Annotated in this window: 15 protein-coding genes; 8 read left to right on the top strand and 7 right to left on the bottom strand. The window is 70.5% G+C overall.

Annotated elements, in window-relative coordinates; genetic code table 11:
* Positions 1–1,233, bottom strand: a 1,233-nt coding sequence (locus tag IZR01_RS40085) for an MFS transporter (protein ID WP_323747238.1), incomplete at its 3' end; no start/stop codon positions are given.
* 228 nt (positions 1,234–1,461) lie between these two features.
* Between IZR01_RS40085 and panB the strand changes: the two genes are divergently transcribed.
* Positions 1,462–2,352 carry a 3-methyl-2-oxobutanoate hydroxymethyltransferase gene (panB, locus tag IZR01_RS40080; RefSeq protein WP_194898134.1) on the top strand — a complete coding sequence of 297 codons (891 nt, stop codon included), beginning with the start codon at positions 1,462–1,464 and terminating at the stop codon, positions 2,350–2,352.
* A gap of 329 nt (positions 2,353–2,681) precedes the next feature.
* Positions 2,682–3,302, top strand: coding sequence for a hypothetical protein (locus IZR01_RS40075; RefSeq protein ID WP_194926895.1), 621 nt, complete (start codon positions 2,682–2,684; stop codon positions 3,300–3,302).
* An 82-nt stretch (positions 3,303–3,384) separates the two neighbouring features.
* Here IZR01_RS40075 and IZR01_RS40070 read toward each other — a convergent pair whose 3' ends face one another.
* Both IZR01_RS40070 and IZR01_RS40065 read right to left on the bottom strand, forming a co-directional pair.
* The gene (locus tag IZR01_RS40070) at positions 3,385–3,939 is read right to left on the bottom strand and encodes a hypothetical protein (RefSeq protein WP_194926894.1); all 555 of its coding nucleotides are present in this window, start codon (positions 3,937–3,939) and stop codon (positions 3,385–3,387) included.
* A gap of 85 nt (positions 3,940–4,024) precedes the next feature.
* The gene (locus IZR01_RS40065) at positions 4,025–4,600 is read right to left on the bottom strand and encodes a TetR/AcrR family transcriptional regulator (RefSeq protein ID WP_194898137.1); all 576 of its coding nucleotides are present in this window, start codon (positions 4,598–4,600) and stop codon (positions 4,025–4,027) included.
* Between the two features lie 64 nt (positions 4,601–4,664).
* Here IZR01_RS40065 and IZR01_RS40060 point away from each other — a divergent pair, with 64 nt between their 5' ends.
* The 3 genes from IZR01_RS40060 (at position 4,665) to IZR01_RS40050 (ending at position 7,952) form a co-directional block, all read left to right on the top strand.
* Positions 4,665–5,393 (top strand): SDR family NAD(P)-dependent oxidoreductase, encoded by a 729-nt coding sequence (locus IZR01_RS40060; protein ID WP_194898138.1) that lies wholly within the window; start codon positions 4,665–4,667, stop codon positions 5,391–5,393.
* 163 nt (positions 5,394–5,556) lie between these two features.
* On the top strand, positions 5,557–7,161 hold the full coding sequence (locus tag IZR01_RS40055) for an MFS transporter (RefSeq protein WP_194898139.1): 1,605 nt from the start codon (positions 5,557–5,559) through the stop codon (positions 7,159–7,161).
* A gap of 95 nt (positions 7,162–7,256) precedes the next feature.
* Positions 7,257–7,952 (top strand): TetR/AcrR family transcriptional regulator, encoded by a 696-nt coding sequence (locus tag IZR01_RS40050; RefSeq protein ID WP_194898140.1) that lies wholly within the window; start codon positions 7,257–7,259, stop codon positions 7,950–7,952.
* A 228-nt stretch (positions 7,953–8,180) separates the two neighbouring features.
* Here the strand turns inward: IZR01_RS40050 and IZR01_RS40045 are convergent, their stop codons facing one another.
* Both IZR01_RS40045 and IZR01_RS40040 read right to left on the bottom strand, forming a co-directional pair.
* Positions 8,181–8,960 (bottom strand): SDR family oxidoreductase, encoded by a 780-nt coding sequence (locus IZR01_RS40045; RefSeq protein ID WP_194898141.1) that lies wholly within the window; start codon positions 8,958–8,960, stop codon positions 8,181–8,183.
* A gap of 63 nt (positions 8,961–9,023) precedes the next feature.
* Positions 9,024–10,913 carry an NAD+ synthase gene (locus IZR01_RS40040; RefSeq protein WP_194926893.1) on the bottom strand — a complete coding sequence of 630 codons (1,890 nt, stop codon included), beginning with the start codon at positions 10,911–10,913 and terminating at the stop codon, positions 9,024–9,026.
* A 554-nt stretch (positions 10,914–11,467) separates the two neighbouring features.
* Here IZR01_RS40040 and IZR01_RS40035 point away from each other — a divergent pair.
* Complete coding sequence (locus tag IZR01_RS40035) at positions 11,468–12,805, top strand: glutamine synthetase family protein (protein WP_194898143.1); 1,338 nt, start codon at positions 11,468–11,470, stop codon at positions 12,803–12,805.
* 37 nt (positions 12,806–12,842) lie between these two features.
* On the opposite strand, the gene IZR01_RS40030 is transcribed toward IZR01_RS40035, so the two are convergent.
* The gene (locus IZR01_RS40030) at positions 12,843–13,241 is read right to left on the bottom strand and encodes a fic family toxin-antitoxin system, toxin component (protein WP_194898144.1); all 399 of its coding nucleotides are present in this window, start codon (positions 13,239–13,241) and stop codon (positions 12,843–12,845) included.
* Complete coding sequence (locus IZR01_RS40025) at positions 13,238–13,459, bottom strand: hypothetical protein (RefSeq protein ID WP_194898145.1); 222 nt, start codon at positions 13,457–13,459, stop codon at positions 13,238–13,240. Before IZR01_RS40025 ends, IZR01_RS40030 begins: the two co-directional genes overlap by 4 nt.
* 165 nt (positions 13,460–13,624) lie before the next feature.
* Between IZR01_RS40025 and IZR01_RS40020 the strand changes: the two genes are divergently transcribed.
* Both IZR01_RS40020 and IZR01_RS40015 read left to right on the top strand, forming a co-directional pair.
* Entirely contained in the window at positions 13,625–14,590 is a 966-nt protein-coding gene (locus IZR01_RS40020) for a zinc-binding dehydrogenase (protein ID WP_194926892.1), read from the top strand.
* Between the two features lie 93 nt (positions 14,591–14,683).
* Positions 14,684–15,541 (top strand): maleylpyruvate isomerase family mycothiol-dependent enzyme, encoded by an 858-nt coding sequence (locus IZR01_RS40015; protein ID WP_194926891.1) that lies wholly within the window; start codon positions 14,684–14,686, stop codon positions 15,539–15,541.
* Positions 15,542–16,123 lie beyond the last annotated feature (582 nt).

The raw sequence follows: 16,123 nt of genomic DNA, 5'->3' as shown, positions 1-16,123 counted from the left end.
CCCCACCACCGCCCCGACGCAGGCCGCGCCACCGAATCCGACCGAGAACACCGGACCGCGCCACGCGGCCATCGATCCGGCCCGCACCTGTCCCAGAATCGGCCCGCTATTGAAGGACAACAGCTCGATCCCGGCCAGCCGCCCGCGCAAAACGTCGGGAATGGTCTGGTTCCAGATCGACATCCGGAAGACCCCGCTGACCGCGTCCGCCGCACCCGCTATCGCCAGACAGACCAAGACGAACCACACCTGCCGCGTCGCCGCCACCAACGCGATCGCCGCGCCCCACGCCCCGGCGGCCCAGATCACCGCCAGGCCGTGCCGGTGGACGTGCTTCGTCCAACCGCTGGTGAGCGAGACCAGCGCGGAGCCGACCGCGGGCGCCGCGTACAGGAGCCCCAGCGACCACGAGGCGTGCAAATCGTCGGCCAGGAAAGGGAAGAGCGCGGTCGGCATGGCGAAGGTCATCGCCGCGATGTCGACGACATACGTCCCGATCAGCTCCTGCCGGCTGCGCGCGTAACGCCAGCCGGCCGCGATCCCGCTCAGGCTCGCCCCTTCGGCGTCCTCCCGCTGCGGGGAAGGCTTGAGCCGCACCAGGAACCAGCACGAGACCACGAACGTCGCCGCGTCCGTCGCATACGAAACGGTGGGCCCGGTGGTGGCCACCAGCACGCCGCCCAAAGCCGGCCCGGCGATCTGCGTGAACGACCCCAGCAGCCACTGCAACGCCCCGGCCGGCACGATCAGGTCCGGCGGTACGACCCGCGGCACGATCGCCTCGCGCGACGGCCGCTGCAAACCGTTCGCCGCCGCGAACGCGGCCGTCAGCGCGTAGATCGGCCACAGCGTCGGACGCGGCAGCAACGCGTTCAGCAACAGCAGCGCCGACAACAGCGCGCAGGCCGCCTCGGTCGACACCACGAGCTTGCGCCGGTCCATGGCGTCGGCCAGCGCCCCGCCCCACAGCCCGCACACCACCAGCGGCACCAGTTCGGTCGCGCCGAGCAGCCCGACCGCCAGCGCCGATCCGGTGAGCGCCTTGATCTGGAAGGGAACCGCGACGAAGGTCAGGAACGAGCCGAACCCGGAGACCGCCGAGGAGGCGGTGAGCAGCCGATAGTCGCGGGACACCCGCAGCGGCGTCAGGTCCACGCTCAATTCGCGCCAGCGGCGCCGGGCCGGTCCGGCTCGGCGCGGCTCGCCGTCGGACTCCGGGGGATCTGCGGTCACGCGCCGATTGTTCGGGCCCGCGCACATGCCCGGCAAACGACTTTCCGGTCGGCTTCCGGCCGGCTTCCGGCCGTGTGGCGGGCGTCACGGAGGTGATCGTGAGGTGGTTCCCTGGTGATCGCGCGCATGCGCGCACACTCTTAACAAGGGATGCTGGTCGTGAGACGATCAGCCTCGTCCGGGTACGCCGTTTCGGCGCCTCGAGTCGTCTCTCAAGGAGAAACCAGCATGTCCGCTGAAAGCAGCGCCACGCAGGAATCCGCGGTATCGCAATCATCGGCCCAGCCGAAGCTCTCGCTCTACGGCGGGACCGGCACGGGCCGCCGGGTCACCGTCCGGGACCTGGCCAAGGCCAAGCGCGAGGGCGAGAAGTGGGCGATGCTCACCGCCTACGACGCCCTCACGGCCGGCGTCTTCGACGAGGCCGGGATCCCGGTCCTGCTGGTCGGGGACTCGGCGGGCAACAACCACCTCGGTTACGAGAACACGGTCCCGGTGACCGTGGACCAGCTGGTCATGCTCTCCGGCGCCGTGGTGCGCGGCACCAAGCGCGCCATGGTGATCGGCGACCTGCCGTTCGGCTCCTACCAGGCCTCGCCCCAGCAGGCGCTGGAGACCGCGGCCCGCTACATGAAGGAAGCCGGCGTCGGCGCCGTCAAGCTCGAAGGCGGCCGCCGGGTGCTGCCCCAGGTGGACGCGCTGGTCCAGGCCGGCGTGCCGGTGATGGCGCACATCGGCCTGACCCCGCAGTCGGTGAACGTCCTGGGCGGCTACCGGATAGCCGGCCGGGGCGATGAGGAGGCCGAGAAGCTGATCTCCGACGCCAAGGCCCTCCAGCACGCCGGCGCCTTCGCGATCGTCCTGGAACTGGTCCCGGCCGAACTGGCGGCCCGGGTCTCGGCCGAACTGGACGTCCCCACCGTCGGCATCGGCGCCGGGGCCGGCACCGACGCGCAGGTCCTGGTCTGGACCGACATGGCCGGCCTGACCCCCGGCGGCGTCCCGAAGTTCGTCAAGCAGTACGCCGACATGCGCACCGTCCTCGGCGACGCCGCCCGCGCCTTCGCCAGCGACGTCGTGCACGGCGCGTATCCGGACGAGTCGCACTCGTATCACTGAGCCCTGATGCGCACGGTTTAGAGCGACCGAGGATTGGTGGCCGGTCTGGCGAGGCGGCGCAGCCGCCGCAGCGCACGGAAAACTCGGCGGGAACGAGGCTGGGCGTGCCGGACCATCGCCCTCGACCTGGCCCGCGCCTGCGCGCAAATTGGCACGAGCGTCGTGGGCGATGGGCTTGCAAGCGCAGCGCCGCAAGGCACCGGTGCGGCCAGGCTCGGAGCTCCGACGCTGGTTTCCCAATGTCGCTCAGCCCGCCCGGCCACCAATCCTCGGTCGCTCTTAATCCGGTCCGGGTGTCCTGAGGGCGCCCGGACCGGCAGTATGAAGGCATGGACTCCGCGCAGACCACCCTCCTCCGCGAACTCGTCAGCGGAACCGCGTGGTTCGGCGAATGCCGCGGTTTCGCCCGCAACCTCCGCCGCGCCCCCCGCAGCCCCGGTGGCCTGCTGTTGGTCGGCACCCCGGAAGAAGAACCGTGGCACCTCGCCGCGCACCTGGACACCGAAGCCGGACTCGCGGATCTGCCGCAGCTGGCGCCGACCCTGGTGCGGCACCGGATACCGGACGGCGCGCCCCCGCACCTGTCGGTTCCACTGGCTCGGCTGGAGCAGGCGCGCAAAGGCGAAGCGGTGTTCATCGTGGCCCCGGACGACCCCGGCGTCCCGCTGCTGGAACGCGTCGACGACGCCCGGCGCCGCGGTGCGGCCATCCTGACTCTCGCAGAGGACGAACAAACCTCGGGCGAGTTGCTGACGCTGTCGCACGACGCTTTGTTCCTGCCGGAGAACGGCATTGTCCCCGGCTTCGACGCCGCGCAGCACCTGCTCGCCTCTACCGCCGGGGACAAGGAACGCAAGGGGCGGGCCGGCGGGCCCAAGGTCGGCTTCCGCGATCGGTTGACGGCGTTGATCGATCAGGTCGCGGGTGGGTCGGCGGATACGTATCGCTAGAGCGTCGCCGGGAAACGCGCTGTTGCGAAACGCGCTGTTGCGAAATGCACCGCCGTGATGCGCGCGGTTGTGGAACGCGCCGTCACGAACTCGGCTCCGCGGGCGGCTCAGGCAACCGCCGAATGAGCTCGTCGATCAACGCCGTGCCGTCCTTGACCGCGGCCCTCGGGAACTCCAAGCGCGCCACCCGGCCGCCGGCCAGTCCGACGTCCACCCGCAACGCCATCGCCATTCCCGTCGTCAGCTCGCCCTTGGCCGCCCACGCGATCTCGGCCAGCGGCAGGTCCCACTGCAACTTCCTCGGCTGCGAAGTGATCAGCCCGCCGAGCGAGAAGACCAGCAGGCGCCCCGTCGTCAGGGCCAGCACGTTGCGCTCCCGCACCGGCAGATCAGGCCCGGCCGAACGGTCCAGCGCGGCGTCGACCCGCTGCTTCTGCCGATCGCGGCCCGCCTTCTTCCCGGCCAGCGCGCCGACCCCGCCCCCGACCGCGAGCCCGGTGACCTCGGACTTCATTCCTTTGGTGAGCGTCGACACCCGGCCGGCCGGATAAGCGGTGGCGACCGCCAGCACCTCCTCGCCCTCCACCCCGGCGGACGTCAGGTATTTGCGGACTCGCTCGACTTGCGACGGCTTCACAGGCTTCTCCGTTCCTTGATCTCAGGGAGAGCCTTTCCAGGCACAGGTCGTCACGGCCAGGGTATTTCTGCCGCCACGATCATCATCAGCCGCGTACGGCCGCCAAGCCCGCGTCATACAGGTCCATGACGTCGCCTTCGCCGTCGTCGTCGACCCAGACCATCGTCGCGGCGTCCAGGCACGCGAACGCGGTCGCGATCACCGCGCGGGCCCGAAGCTCCGCCGCGCCGTCGGCGCTGTCCATGCGGGCCTTGATGAGCGGCAGCAACTCGTCCTGGAACCGCAGCCGCTTTTCGAGCCAACCGGCCCGCAGCGAAGCCGTTCTGTGCAGTAGCCGGAACCGTTTCAGGGCTTCTTCGTGGCTCTCGTGCAAGGCCAGGACGGCGGCGATCGCGGCGCGCAGGACCTCCCACACGTCGGCCTCGGCGGGCTGTGTGCTGATCGTGTCCGTGAGGACCTGCCCGAACCGTTCCTGCCCGCCGCCGAGGAGGTCTTCCTTGCCGCCGAAGTAGCGGAACAGGGTGCGCTGCGAGACGCCGGCTTCCCGCGCGATCTGGGCGATGGACGTCTCGTCGTAGCCCTGCTCGGTGAACAGGCGCAGCGCCGTCGCCAGGATTTCCTGGGAGGCCAGCTGGCGCGTCCGGTCCCACAACGTCGTCATGGGTCCAGACTAGCGCCGGCTGCCAGCCTGGCAGTGACTGCCAGACTGGCGTAGGCTGTCAATCATGCACACACCAGCAACACCCACGCCGGCAGCTCTGATCACCGGCGGGACCAGCGGCATCGGCAAGGCGACCGCTGAACTCCTGCACTCCCGCGGCTACCGCGTCCTGGTCACCGGCCTCGACGAGGTCGCCGACGCCGGACTGCCCGAAGGCGTCCTGGCGGTCCGCGCCGACGCCCGCTCCCTGCCCGACCTCGACCACGCGATCGACCTCGCCCGTCGCGAGTTCGGCTCCCTCGACCTGTTGTTCCTCAATGCGGGCATATCCCGTCCCGGCCAGATCGAGTCCACCGACGAGGCGGCCTTCGACGCCCTGTTCGACGTCAACGTCAAGGGCCACTTCTTCACGGTGCAGAAGGCGCTGCCGCTCCTCAACGAGGGTGCCTCGGTGGTGTTCACCGTCGGCGCCGGCGAAGGGCTCGGGGCGGCCATGACCGCCGCCAAGGGCGCGTTGCTGCCGCTGATGCGGGCTCTGGCCCTGGAACTCGCGCCGCGCCGCATCCGGGTCAACGCGGTCAGCCCGGGTCTGATCGACACCCCCGCCTACGGCAAGCTCGGCGTCTCCCCGGACATGGTTCAGGCCTGGGGTCGCGACGTCCCGCTCGGCCGGGTCGGGGCGCCCGCCGATATCGCCGAAGCGGTGGCCTTCCTCGCCTCGGACGCCGCGTCCTACATCACCGGCGACAACCTCATCGTCTCCGGCGGCATGGGCGTCCACGCTCGCGCCTGAGCGGCGCCCCCGTTCCCGAAGTGCGCCCCGTTCCCGAAGCGGGCCCTCGGAATCTAATACGGAACGGTTGCGTGTCGATACTCCGCGGCGTACGCTCGCCGCAGGAAATCGATACGGTCCCGTTTCGTATCGGATCCACACCGATCGAGGGGAATAGGGGAACATGGATCGGGAGACTTTGCAGAGGCGCCGGTGGGCGATCCTCGGCGTACTCATCTTCAGCTTGCTCGTCGTCGTGTTGGACAACACGATCCTGAACGTCGCGCTCAAGATCATCTCGCAGCCCAAGAACGACCCGCACCAGCCGGGCCTGGGGGCTTCGCAGTCCGATCTGGAATGGGCGATCAACTCCTACACGCTGGTCTTCGCCGGCCTGCTGTTCACCTTCGGCATCGTCGGCGACCGGTTCGGCCGCAAGAAGATCCTGATGGCCGGCATGGTCGGGTTCGGGATCGCCTCGGTGCTGTGCGCCTACGCCGGCAGCCCCGGCGCGCTGATCGTCACCCGGGCCGCCATGGGCTTCTTCGGTGCCGCGATCATGCCGGCCACGCTGGCCATCATCGCCAACGTCTTCGAGCCCAAGGAGCAGCCGAAGGCGATCGGCATCTGGGCCGGCGGCGTGGGCCTGGGCGTGGCCATCGGCCCGGTGCTCGGCGGTCTGCTGCTGGACCACTTCTGGTGGGGCTCGGTCTTCCTGATCAACGTGCCGATCATCATCATCGCGCTGATCGCGATGTCGTTCCTGGTGCCGGACTCGAAGAACCCGAACCCGGGCCGGCTGGACCCGCTGGGCGTGTTCCTGTCGATGGCCGGCATCGTGGTGTTCGTCTACGGCATCATCCGCGGCGGCGACCTGGGCTGGTCCAACCCGCAGATCTGGGGGACGCTGGCCGCCGGCGTGGTGCTCAGCGCGCTGTTCGTGTACTGGGAGCTGCGCACCGACCACCCGGCGCTGGACGTGCGCCTGTTCCGCAGCTCGCGGCCGTTCTCGGCCTCGGTGATGCTGGTCGGCCTGTCCTTCTTCGCGATGATGGGCGTGCTGTTCTTCCTGTCCTTCTACCTCCAGTCGGTCCTGAACTACAGCCCGTTGAAGGCCGGTCTGTTCCTGACGCCGTTCGCGTTGGCCCAGCTGATCTTCTCGCCGCTGTCAGCGCGCCTGGTGCAGCGCTTCGGCGCCCGCGCGGTGTCCACCTTCGGCATGGTGACCATCGGTGTCACGTTCCTGATGTACCAGTTCGTGAACCAGACGTCCGCGGCGTGGCTGCTGCTGCTGATCTTCTTCCTACAGGGCATGGGCATGGCGAACGTGATGCCGCCGGCGACCACGACGATCATGACCTCGCTGCCGCGGGAGAAGGCCGGCGTGGGCTCCTCGGTGAGCAACACGGTGCGGCAGGTCGGCGGCGCGCTGGGGGTCGCGGTGCTGGGCACGCTGCTCACCACTGCCTACCGCAGCCGCATGGAGGGCCCGCTGAAGACGGTGGTCCCGAACCCCTCGGCGCTGCACGACATCGACGGCTCGATCCAGGCCACCAAGGGCGCCGGCGAGCACCTGCCGGCCCTGGCGCGCTTCTATCCGCAGGCTGACGCCGCGTTCATCCACGCGATGCACATGACCGTGACGATCTCCGCGATCGTCGCCTTCCTGGCCGCGATCGTGTCGCTGACCTGGCTGCCGCGCAAGGCGTCCGGGGCGCCGGCCGGCCCGCGGCGCTCGGACTCCGGCAGCGACGCCTCGGCCGCGGCCGAGGCCGCCGGAGTCGCCTGAGCGGGACCGTCCGCGGCACCCGGCCCGGGGGAACCGAATCGCGGTTTCCCCGGGTTGCCCCCTTCGGCCCGGCATCGAGGAGATGATGGAGCGCTATGACGATGATCCGTGACGGCCGACGATCCGACGAGCGCCATCCCGGGCACGTGGCCGGCGCCTGCGCCGACCCGGCCTGCGCGGCGGGCCCCGCCGACGGCCGCCGCCGGCCGGGCCGCCCGCGCAGCGAGGCGGCCGAGCGGGCCATCGTCGAGGCGGTGCTGGGCCTGCTCAGCGAAGGGGTCCCCTACGGCTCGCTGTCCATGGAACAGGTCGCGACCCGGGCCGGCGTCGGCAAGGCGACCGTCTACCGGCGCTGGCCGAACAAGGAGAGCCTGGTCGTCGACTCGGTCGCCTCCCTGTGGCAGGAGTGCCCGCCGCCGAACCTGAGCGATGACCGCTCCACCCGCGACCGGATCCTGGAGTACCTGGACAACATGGTCGAGGTCATGCACAACGACCTGGCCGGGCTGGTCTTCTCCTCGGTGATGGCCGCCGGGACCCTGCACCCGGAGCTGCTCCAGAACTACCACCGGGTGGCGATCGAGCCGCGGCGCGAGCAGCTGCGGGTGATCCTGCGGCACGGCATGGCCGCCGGCGAGCTGCGCGCCGACTTGGACGTGGAGCTCACCGTGCGCATGATCAGCGCGCCGATCGTGCTGACGATGAAGTCCGAGCACCCCGGCGAGCCGCTGGCGCAGGGGTTCACGCGGGCTTTGGTGGACGCGCTGATGGCCGGGATCGCCGCGCGCTGAGCCCCGCGGCTGGGCCGGCGGTGTGCGGGGCGCGTGTGGGGCGGCTGCGGGCCTGTGCGCGCTGCGCTGGGGCCGGATCCGCTTCGCACCGCGTCCGACCGCGGATCAGGCCCCGTATTCAACCGCCACCGCGCCGGCTCGCGCTGGAGCGGGTGCTGCATCTGTACGGGACTTGGCCGCTTTGCTGCGTGCTTGCGGGACTTGGCCACCTTGCTGCGTGCTTGCCGATCAGGCCCCGTATTCAGCCGCCAGATACTCGGCCCAAGTGGTCTTGCCCTGCTGGTTCTCCGGGCTGGTGTGCGCCCCGGCCCGGAACGCCCGTCCGGCCTTGCCCGGCAGCCGGAACGGCACCAGCACCCGCCGCTTCCCGGTCACCCGCAGATACGCCTGCGCGATCTCGCTGGCGTCCAGCAGCTCCGGGCCGCCCATGTCCTCGGCGTGCCCCAGCGGCTCGCCGCCGGCCAGGTCCGCCAGCCGGGTGGCCGCCTCGGCGGCGTCCAGCGGCTGGAAGGGCGCGGCGGGTACCGGGACCACCGGCGACTTGGCAGCCTGCGTCAGGAACTTGTCGAGCAGCTGGAACCACTGCGTGGTGCGCTGGATCGTGTGCGGCAGCCCGCTGGCCTCGATGGTCTGCTCGGCCTCGTGCTTGATCTGGTAGTAGCCGAACGGGATCCGGTCCACGCCGACGATCGAGATGTAGACCACGTGCGGCCGCCGGCCGCCGCGCTTGGCGGCCTCCAGCAGGCGCCAGACGGCGTCCGCGTCGCCCCGGCCCTGCCCGCGGGTGTTGGAGGCGGCGTGCACGATCACGTCGATCCCGTCCACGGCCTCGTCCAGCCCGGTGCCGGAGGCCAGGTCGCCGACCACCCACTCGAACGAGCCGGTGCCGCCGGGGCCGTTGCCGCCCCGTGGTTTACGACTCAGGGCCCTTACATCGGCGCCCCGCCGGGTCAGCGTCGGGACGAGCACGCGGCCCAGCGTGCCGCTCGCTCCGGTCACCAGGATCATCTCAGCCTCCTGCACTGTCGTTCACCCCGACGAAACCTTGCATTCAGTCTTTCACCCCGCCCCTCACTGCCGTGGTGCGGGCTCGTGCGGTGAGGGCTCGTGTGGCGATGGGTCGTGTGGCGATGTCTCCCGCAGCGAAGACTCCCGCAACGAAGACTCCCGCCAGGCGTTGGTGATCGGCAGCCGCCGGTCCCGGCCGAAGGCCTTGCCTGTGATCTTCGTGCCCGGCGGGTACTGGCGCCGCTTGTACTCGGCCAGGTCCACCAGCCGCAGCGTCCGGTCCACCAGCGCCTCGTCGAAGCCGGACGCGATCAGCGCGTCGCGGCCCCGGTCCTGCTCGACGTACAGGTCCAGCAACCGGTCCAGGACCGGGTAGTCCGCCAGCGAGTCGGTGTCCAGCTGGTCGGGCCGCAGTTCGGCCGACGGCGGCTTCTCGATGGAGTTCTCCGGGATCGGCGGCACCTCGCCGCGCTCGGCCGCCGCCTTGTCGCGCCAGCGCGCCAGCTCCCAGATGCGCACCTTGAACAGGTCCTTCAGGGGCGCGTAGCCGCCGACCGCGTCCCCGTACAGGGTCGAGTAGCCGACTGCCAGCTCGCTCTTGTTGCCGTTGGCCAGCACCAGGTGCCCTTCCTCGTTGGACAGCGCCATCAGCACCGTGCCGCGGACCCGGGCCTGGAGGTTCTCCTCGGCCACGCCGGTCAGCGGGGTCGCCGCCGCGCCGACGGTGGTCAGGAACGCCTCGACCATCGGCTCGATCGGGATGGTTCCGAAGTGCACGCCGGTGCGCCGGGCCATCTCGGCGGCGTCGCCGCGGGAGTGCTCCGAGGAGTACTTCGAGGGCATCGAGTAGCAGTAGACGTTCTCCGGGCCGAGCGCGTCGCAGGCGATCGCGGTGCTCAGCGCCGAGTCGATGCCGCCGGACAGGGCGATCACCACCGAGCGGAAGCCGTTCTTGCGCACGTAGTCGCGCAGGCCCAGGACCAGCGCGCCCCAGATCGAGGCGTTATCGGACAGCCGGTTGCCAGAGCAGGTCTCGGCGGATGCCGCCCCGTCGATCGGCGCGCGCCCCGCCGCCGGCTCGGCCGAGACCAGGACGTGGTCCACGGTGATGCCGTCGGCCAGCGGAGCCGTCGGCGGCAGGCCCTCGGCGATCGGCAGGTCCAGGTCGAAGGTCAGCAACTCCTCGGTGAACTGCCCGCCGCGCGCCACGATCGCGCCGACCGCGTCCACCACCACCGAGTCGCCGTCGAAGACCAACTCGTCCTGGCCGCCGACCTGGTTGACGTAGGCCAGGGCGCAGCCGGCCTCGGCGGCCCGGCGCCGGACCAGGGCCAGGCGCGCGTCGTCCTTGGCGAGCTCGTAGGGCGAGGCGTTGATCGCCAGCAGGAAGCCGGCCCCGGCCTCGCGGGCGGCGCTGACCGGGCCGCCGTCCTGCCACAGGTCCTCGCAGATCACGATCGCCACGTCCACCCCGCGGACCCGCACCACCGGCAGGGTGTCGCCGGGCACGAAGTAGCGGAACTCGTCGAACACGCCGTAGTTCGGCAGGTGGTGCTTGGCCGAGCGGGCGATCACCCGGCCCTGGTGCAGCACCGCCATCGCGTCCTGCGGGGAGCCCGCCGGGCGGCCCGTGCTGCGCTCCACGTGGTCACTGCCGTCCAGGTAGCCGACGATCGCGACGACGTCGCCGTACCCGGCCTCGGCCAGCCGCCCGGCCAGCCCGGTCAGCGCCGCTTGCGAGGCGGCCACGAACGAGGGGCGCAACGCCAGGTCGTCGACCTGGTAGCCGACCACGGCCATCTCCGGGAACGCCACGATGTCGGCGCCGGCTTCGGCCGCCCAGCCGGTCCACTCCACGATCCGGTCGCAGTTGCCCGCGATGTCGCCGACCGAGGTGTTGAGCTGCGCCAGACAGACGCGCAGCCGCGAGGACGGGACGGTGTCGGGAGCCATGGCCCTACGCTACCCCGTTCTCGTCGAGGTGACGTTAAGCGGGGACGGCCCCGGGAAAGGTCCGAGGCCTCACCGCACGGGGGGACGGTGAGGCCTCGGGATGGGAGACCCCATCGCACGGGGGGACGATGAGGTCTCTTCGCAGGATTATTCTCCGTTCAACAACGCTTGGCGAGGGGTTCCGGAGAGATTTTCGGCAAAGATCTTCGCCGGTTTCCTTGTGGCCACCCGCAGTGACCGGATCCTGTCCGAGTTGGTCCACAGATATCCCGCTTTACCCGCCTAGCGTCGGAGGACGCCTCCAGCCGCCATGTCGACGCGGCGTCGGTATGGCGGTCCCTCCGATGTAAATAACGATGTTGCGGGGTCATCAGGTTGCCTCCGGATCGAGGGAACTTTGGCGGATCGCCGCCGGGGCCGCTCGCGCGGGCCTGTCACGCGGGCCCGCACCGGTCCCGCGCACCGGTCCCGTGACGCCCCCCCGCGCCGACGCCCCGCGCGCGACTTTCCAACGCCGTAATCACATGGAAACTCACCTCGTTCATACTGTGCACATGGAACGTCAGCAGGAGTTCGTACTCCGCACTCTCGAAGAGCGGGACATCCGCTTCGTGCGCCTCTGGTTCACCGACGTCCTGGGCTTCCTGAAATCGGTGGCGATCGCCCCGGCGGAGCTTGAACAGGCGTTCAGCGAGGGCATCGGATTCGACGGCTCGTCGATCGAGGGCTTCGCCCGGGTGGCGGAGTCGGACATGCTGGCCAAGCCCGACCCCGCGACCTTCCAGATCCTGCCCTGGCGCGCGGAGTCGCCTGGCACGGCGCGGATGTTCTGCGACATCCTGATGCCCGACGGCGCCCCCAGCTACGCCGACCCGCGCTGGGTGCTCAAGCGCACCCTGGCCAAGGCCGCCGAACGGGGTTTCACCTTCTACACCCACCCCGAGATCGAGTTCTACCTCTTCGAGGGCCAGCCCAAGCCCGGCAAGGCCCCGGAGCCGGTCGACCACTCCGGCTACTTCGACCTCACCCCGCACGGCATCGGCCACGACTTCCGCCGCCAGGCCATCACCCACCTGGAGTCCATGGGCATCTCGGTGGAGTTCAGCCACCACGAGGGCGGCCCGGGCCAGCAGGAGATCGACCTGCGCTACGCCGACGCCCTGTCCACGGCGGACAACATCATGACGTTCCGGCACGTGATGAAGGAGGTGGCGCTGGAGCAGGACGTCTACGCCTCTTTCATGCCCAAGCCGCTGGCCGAGCACCCCGGCAGCGGCATGCACACCCACCTGTCGCTGTTCGAGGGCGACCGCAACGCCTTCCACGAACCCGGCGCCGAATACAGCCTGTCCAAGACCGGCCGCAGCTTCATCGCCGGCCTGCTGCACCACGCCAGCGAGTTCACCGCCGTCACCAACCAGTACGTCAACAGCTACAAGCGCCTCTTCAGCGGCGGTGAGGCCCCCAGCTACATCAGCTGGGGCCACAACAACCGCTCCGCACTTGTCCGGGTGCCGATGTACAAGCCCTCGAAGTCCCAGTCCAGCCGCGTCGAGGTGCGTTCCCTGGACTCGGCGTGCAATCCCTACCTGGCCTTCGCGGTGATGCTGTCGGCCGGGCTGAAGGGCGTCGAGGAGGGCTACGAACTCCCCGCCGGCGCCGAGGACAACATCTGGACCCTGACCGACGGCGAGCGCCGCGCCCTGGGCATCGAGACGCTGCCGTCGTCACTGTCCGAGGCGATCTCGCGGATGGAGGAGAGCGAGCTGGTCGCGGAGACGCTGGGCGAGCACGTCTTCGACTTCTTCCTGCGGAACAAGCGCGCCGAGTGGCTGGACTACCGGCACCAGGTGACGCCGTTCGAGCTGAACCGATACCTGCCGGTTTTGTAGGGCTACTCCTGTTGTAGGGCTGCTCCTGCTTGTAGAGCTACTCCTGCTCCTTGGTCCAATTCCGCAGCACCCAGGAAATAGCCCCCACGTCCAGTTTCCCCGCAGCCGCATCCCCGGCCAGCCGCGCCGCCTCCCGCATGTCCGGCAGCACCGGCAGCCCGCACGCGGCCAGGTACGCCACCGCCGTCGCCGCGGCGAAGAGCCGGTTCGCGTTCTCCAGCGCCGGGACGCGCGCCAGTTGGTGGAGCAACGCAGCAGCCTGATGGTGCGGCTTCTCATACACGCGGCGGCCCAGTACCACGGCCTCGGTGCGGGCCAGGGCGGCGAACAGCGCCCCGTAGTCCAGTACCGCGGGGTCCCCCGGGAGGCGCTGGACGGCGTCCAGCAGCCAGGCTATGTCGATCGGATGGCTGGGTGCGGGCTCAGCACCGCTCACGCGGCCGGCAGCAGGTCGTCGTCGAACGCGCCGGAGGCCTTCGCGTCCTGGACGAACTGGTCGAAGACCGAGTCGAACACGGCCCGGCGGCCGCGGGTGTCGGCGTCGATCAGCCGGGTCAGGTACTCGCCCAGGTTCACGCCGGCGTCCGCGGCGGCGGCGCGGGCGGCTTCGGCGATCGCGTCGGGGACGCGCGCGTTCAACTGCTGATTGCCCATAGACCCATGCTAGCGCTGCTATCAGCCGCTGTCACTGGTCTGTCGCAGGTCTGTCGCCGGTCTTAGGACGAAAGTCTCATACGGATCCGGGCCACGGCCGGAGGCACCGGCTGAGCTCCCGCGAAAGGATCGGCCCAACCCACCCGAACCCCCAGGAGCCACAAAATGCGAGCGGTATGGCTACGCGACTTCGGCGCCCCGACCCAACTCCGCATCGAAGACACCCCGGATCCGACCCCCGCGCCCGAGACCGTCCTGGTCGACGTCGCCTACGCCAACATCACCTTCGTCGAGACCCAAGTCCGTGCGGGCAACGGCCCCTACCGCCCGTCCCTGCCGACCATCCCCGGCAACGGCGTCGGGGGACTGGTCCGCGCGGTCGGCGAGGGCGTGGACCCGGCGCTGGTCGGCACCCGCGTGGTCGGCTCGACCGGTGGCTCCGGCGGCTACGCCGAGGCCGCGCTGGTCGCCGCCGACGTCCTCTACCGCGTCCCCGACGCCCTGGCCCTCGACGCCGCGGTGGCGGTGCTCGCCGACGGCCGCACCGCCTCGCTCCTCACCGAGGCCGCGAAGATCAAGCCCGGCGACCGGGTCCTGATCGAGGCGGCGGCCGGCGGGGTCGGGACGCTGCTGATCCAGCTCGCGAAGGCGGCCGGCGGCACCGTGATCGCCCTGGCCGGCGGCGCGCGCAAGACGGAGCTGGCCACCGGACTCGGCGCCGACCAGGCCATCGACTACCTCGACCCGGCCTGGCCCGCGCACCTGGAGGCCGGCGTGGACGTCGTCTTCGACGGCGTCGGCGGCGCCACCGGCAGCACCGCCTTCGAGCAGCTGCGACCCGGCGGCCGCATCCTCACCTACGGCCTGGCCAGCGGCCACTGGACTGTCATCGCCGACGACGAGGCCCGGGCCCGCGACGTCACGATCATCCGGCCCACCGCCGGCCCCGAGGACATGCGCCGCCTGACGGAGTCGGCCCTGCGCGCCGCCGCCGACGGGACGCTGCGTCCGGTGATCGGCCAGCGTCTCCCGCTGGAGCGCGCCGCCGAGGCGCACGCGGCTATCGAAGCCCGGCAGACGGTGGGGAAGACTCTGCTTGTGACGGGTAGAGACTCTGCTCGTGACAGGTAGACATGACGCGTAGAGCTTGACCGCCCGGCTCCCGCCTGCTGTCCTATCGGACACCCAGTCCAACGCGTCCTGATCCGCAGCCGGGAGCAGCCCATGCCGCGCAGCCGCACCACCCTGGCCGAAGACCTGGCCGCCGCCCGGGCGGCTGTGCCGGAGTTCGCGGAGCGGGCCGCGCGCCTGGTCGAGGGGATCGGCAACCCGAAGGCGGTGTCGCTGCTGCCGGGCTGGAACGCGGCGGACGTCGCCGTGCACCTCGGCCTGGCCTGCACCGCCTACTCCGCCGCCGCGGCCGGGGAGCTGGACGTCGGCCACTGGGACACCTTCGTCCCGGAGCACCCCGACCTCGCACAGCGCGTCGCCGTCCTGAACGCCACGACGCTGTCGCAGGCCGCGCCCGACGCCTACCTCCAGGCCCCGGCCCAGATCCGCGCCGGCGCGGCCACCCTCGCCGCGGCGCTGGCCGACCGCGACCCCCGCGAACCGTGCAGCATCCCGTGGTTCGGCGTCGACGAGCCGCTGACCCTGGCCGCGGTCACCGGCCTGTTCCTGAGCGAGACCGCCCTGCACACCCTGGACCTGGCCCGCGCCACCGGCCAGAAGTGGCTGATCCCACCCCCGATCGCCCGCCTGGTCATCTCCCTGGCCTACCTCGACACCATCCCCCGCACCGTCGACCCCGCCCGCGCCGCCACCATGCACGCCGCGATCCGCATCCACGTCCGCGGCGGCGTCACCATCGGCGTCGACGTCGACGGCCCCCGGGTCCAGACACACCGCGACCCGCCACCCGGACCCACGGACTGCCACATCTCCGTCGACCCGGTGGCCTTCGTACTCGCCGCGAGCGGCCGCAGCTCCCAGGTGCGGCAGATCGTGACCGGACGGATGATCGCGTACGGGCGCAAGCCGTGGCTCGGCCCGATGTTCGCGCGGCTGTTCATTCACCCCTGAGGGCTTGGCGTCGGAGGGTGCTTCGTGTTTTGGGAGGTTGGAGTTTTCGGGGCTGGTTGCTGTTGGTGTGTGGGTTGAAAGGCGATTTTTACGGCCTTCGGTCATGGTTGTGCCGGTTCGGGGTTCGGGTCGGCGGGCGTGCTTGTCGGCTGCCGGTTTTCGTGTTCACGACCCCGCCGCACCTCAGGCCTCTTCCACTCCGGCAAGTCGGAATAAGGGCACAGGCGAGATCAAGAACCAGATCACAAGCAAGATCACAAGCAAGATCACAAGCAAGATCAACGGCGAGATCACAGGCAAGATCACAGGCAAGATCACAGGCAAGATCACAGTCAAGATCAAGGTCAAGAGCCCTGGTGAAGAGCCCGGCGCCTCCGGCGGGGGCTCTTGGCTCCCTCGGGGAACTGGCGCGGTTCCATAGGGTGGTCCGGTCAGGGCTCTGCGCCTGCGGTTTGTGAGGTGGTTGCGGTTCGTTCCCCACGGTCGCGTCGTCAGCCCCAAGGGGTACAGCACCGGTGTCCGGGAGTAAAGTCCGCGCGGCTGCGGTCGGGCTTGCAAGCTGCGGTTTGTATAGCGCGAACT

Source organism: Catenulispora pinisilvae (genome assembly GCF_015356865.1).
GTDB classification, from domain to species: domain Bacteria; phylum Actinomycetota; class Actinomycetes; order Streptomycetales; family Catenulisporaceae; genus Catenulispora; species Catenulispora pinisilvae.
This window is presented reverse-complemented; position numbering and strand designations above follow the sequence as displayed.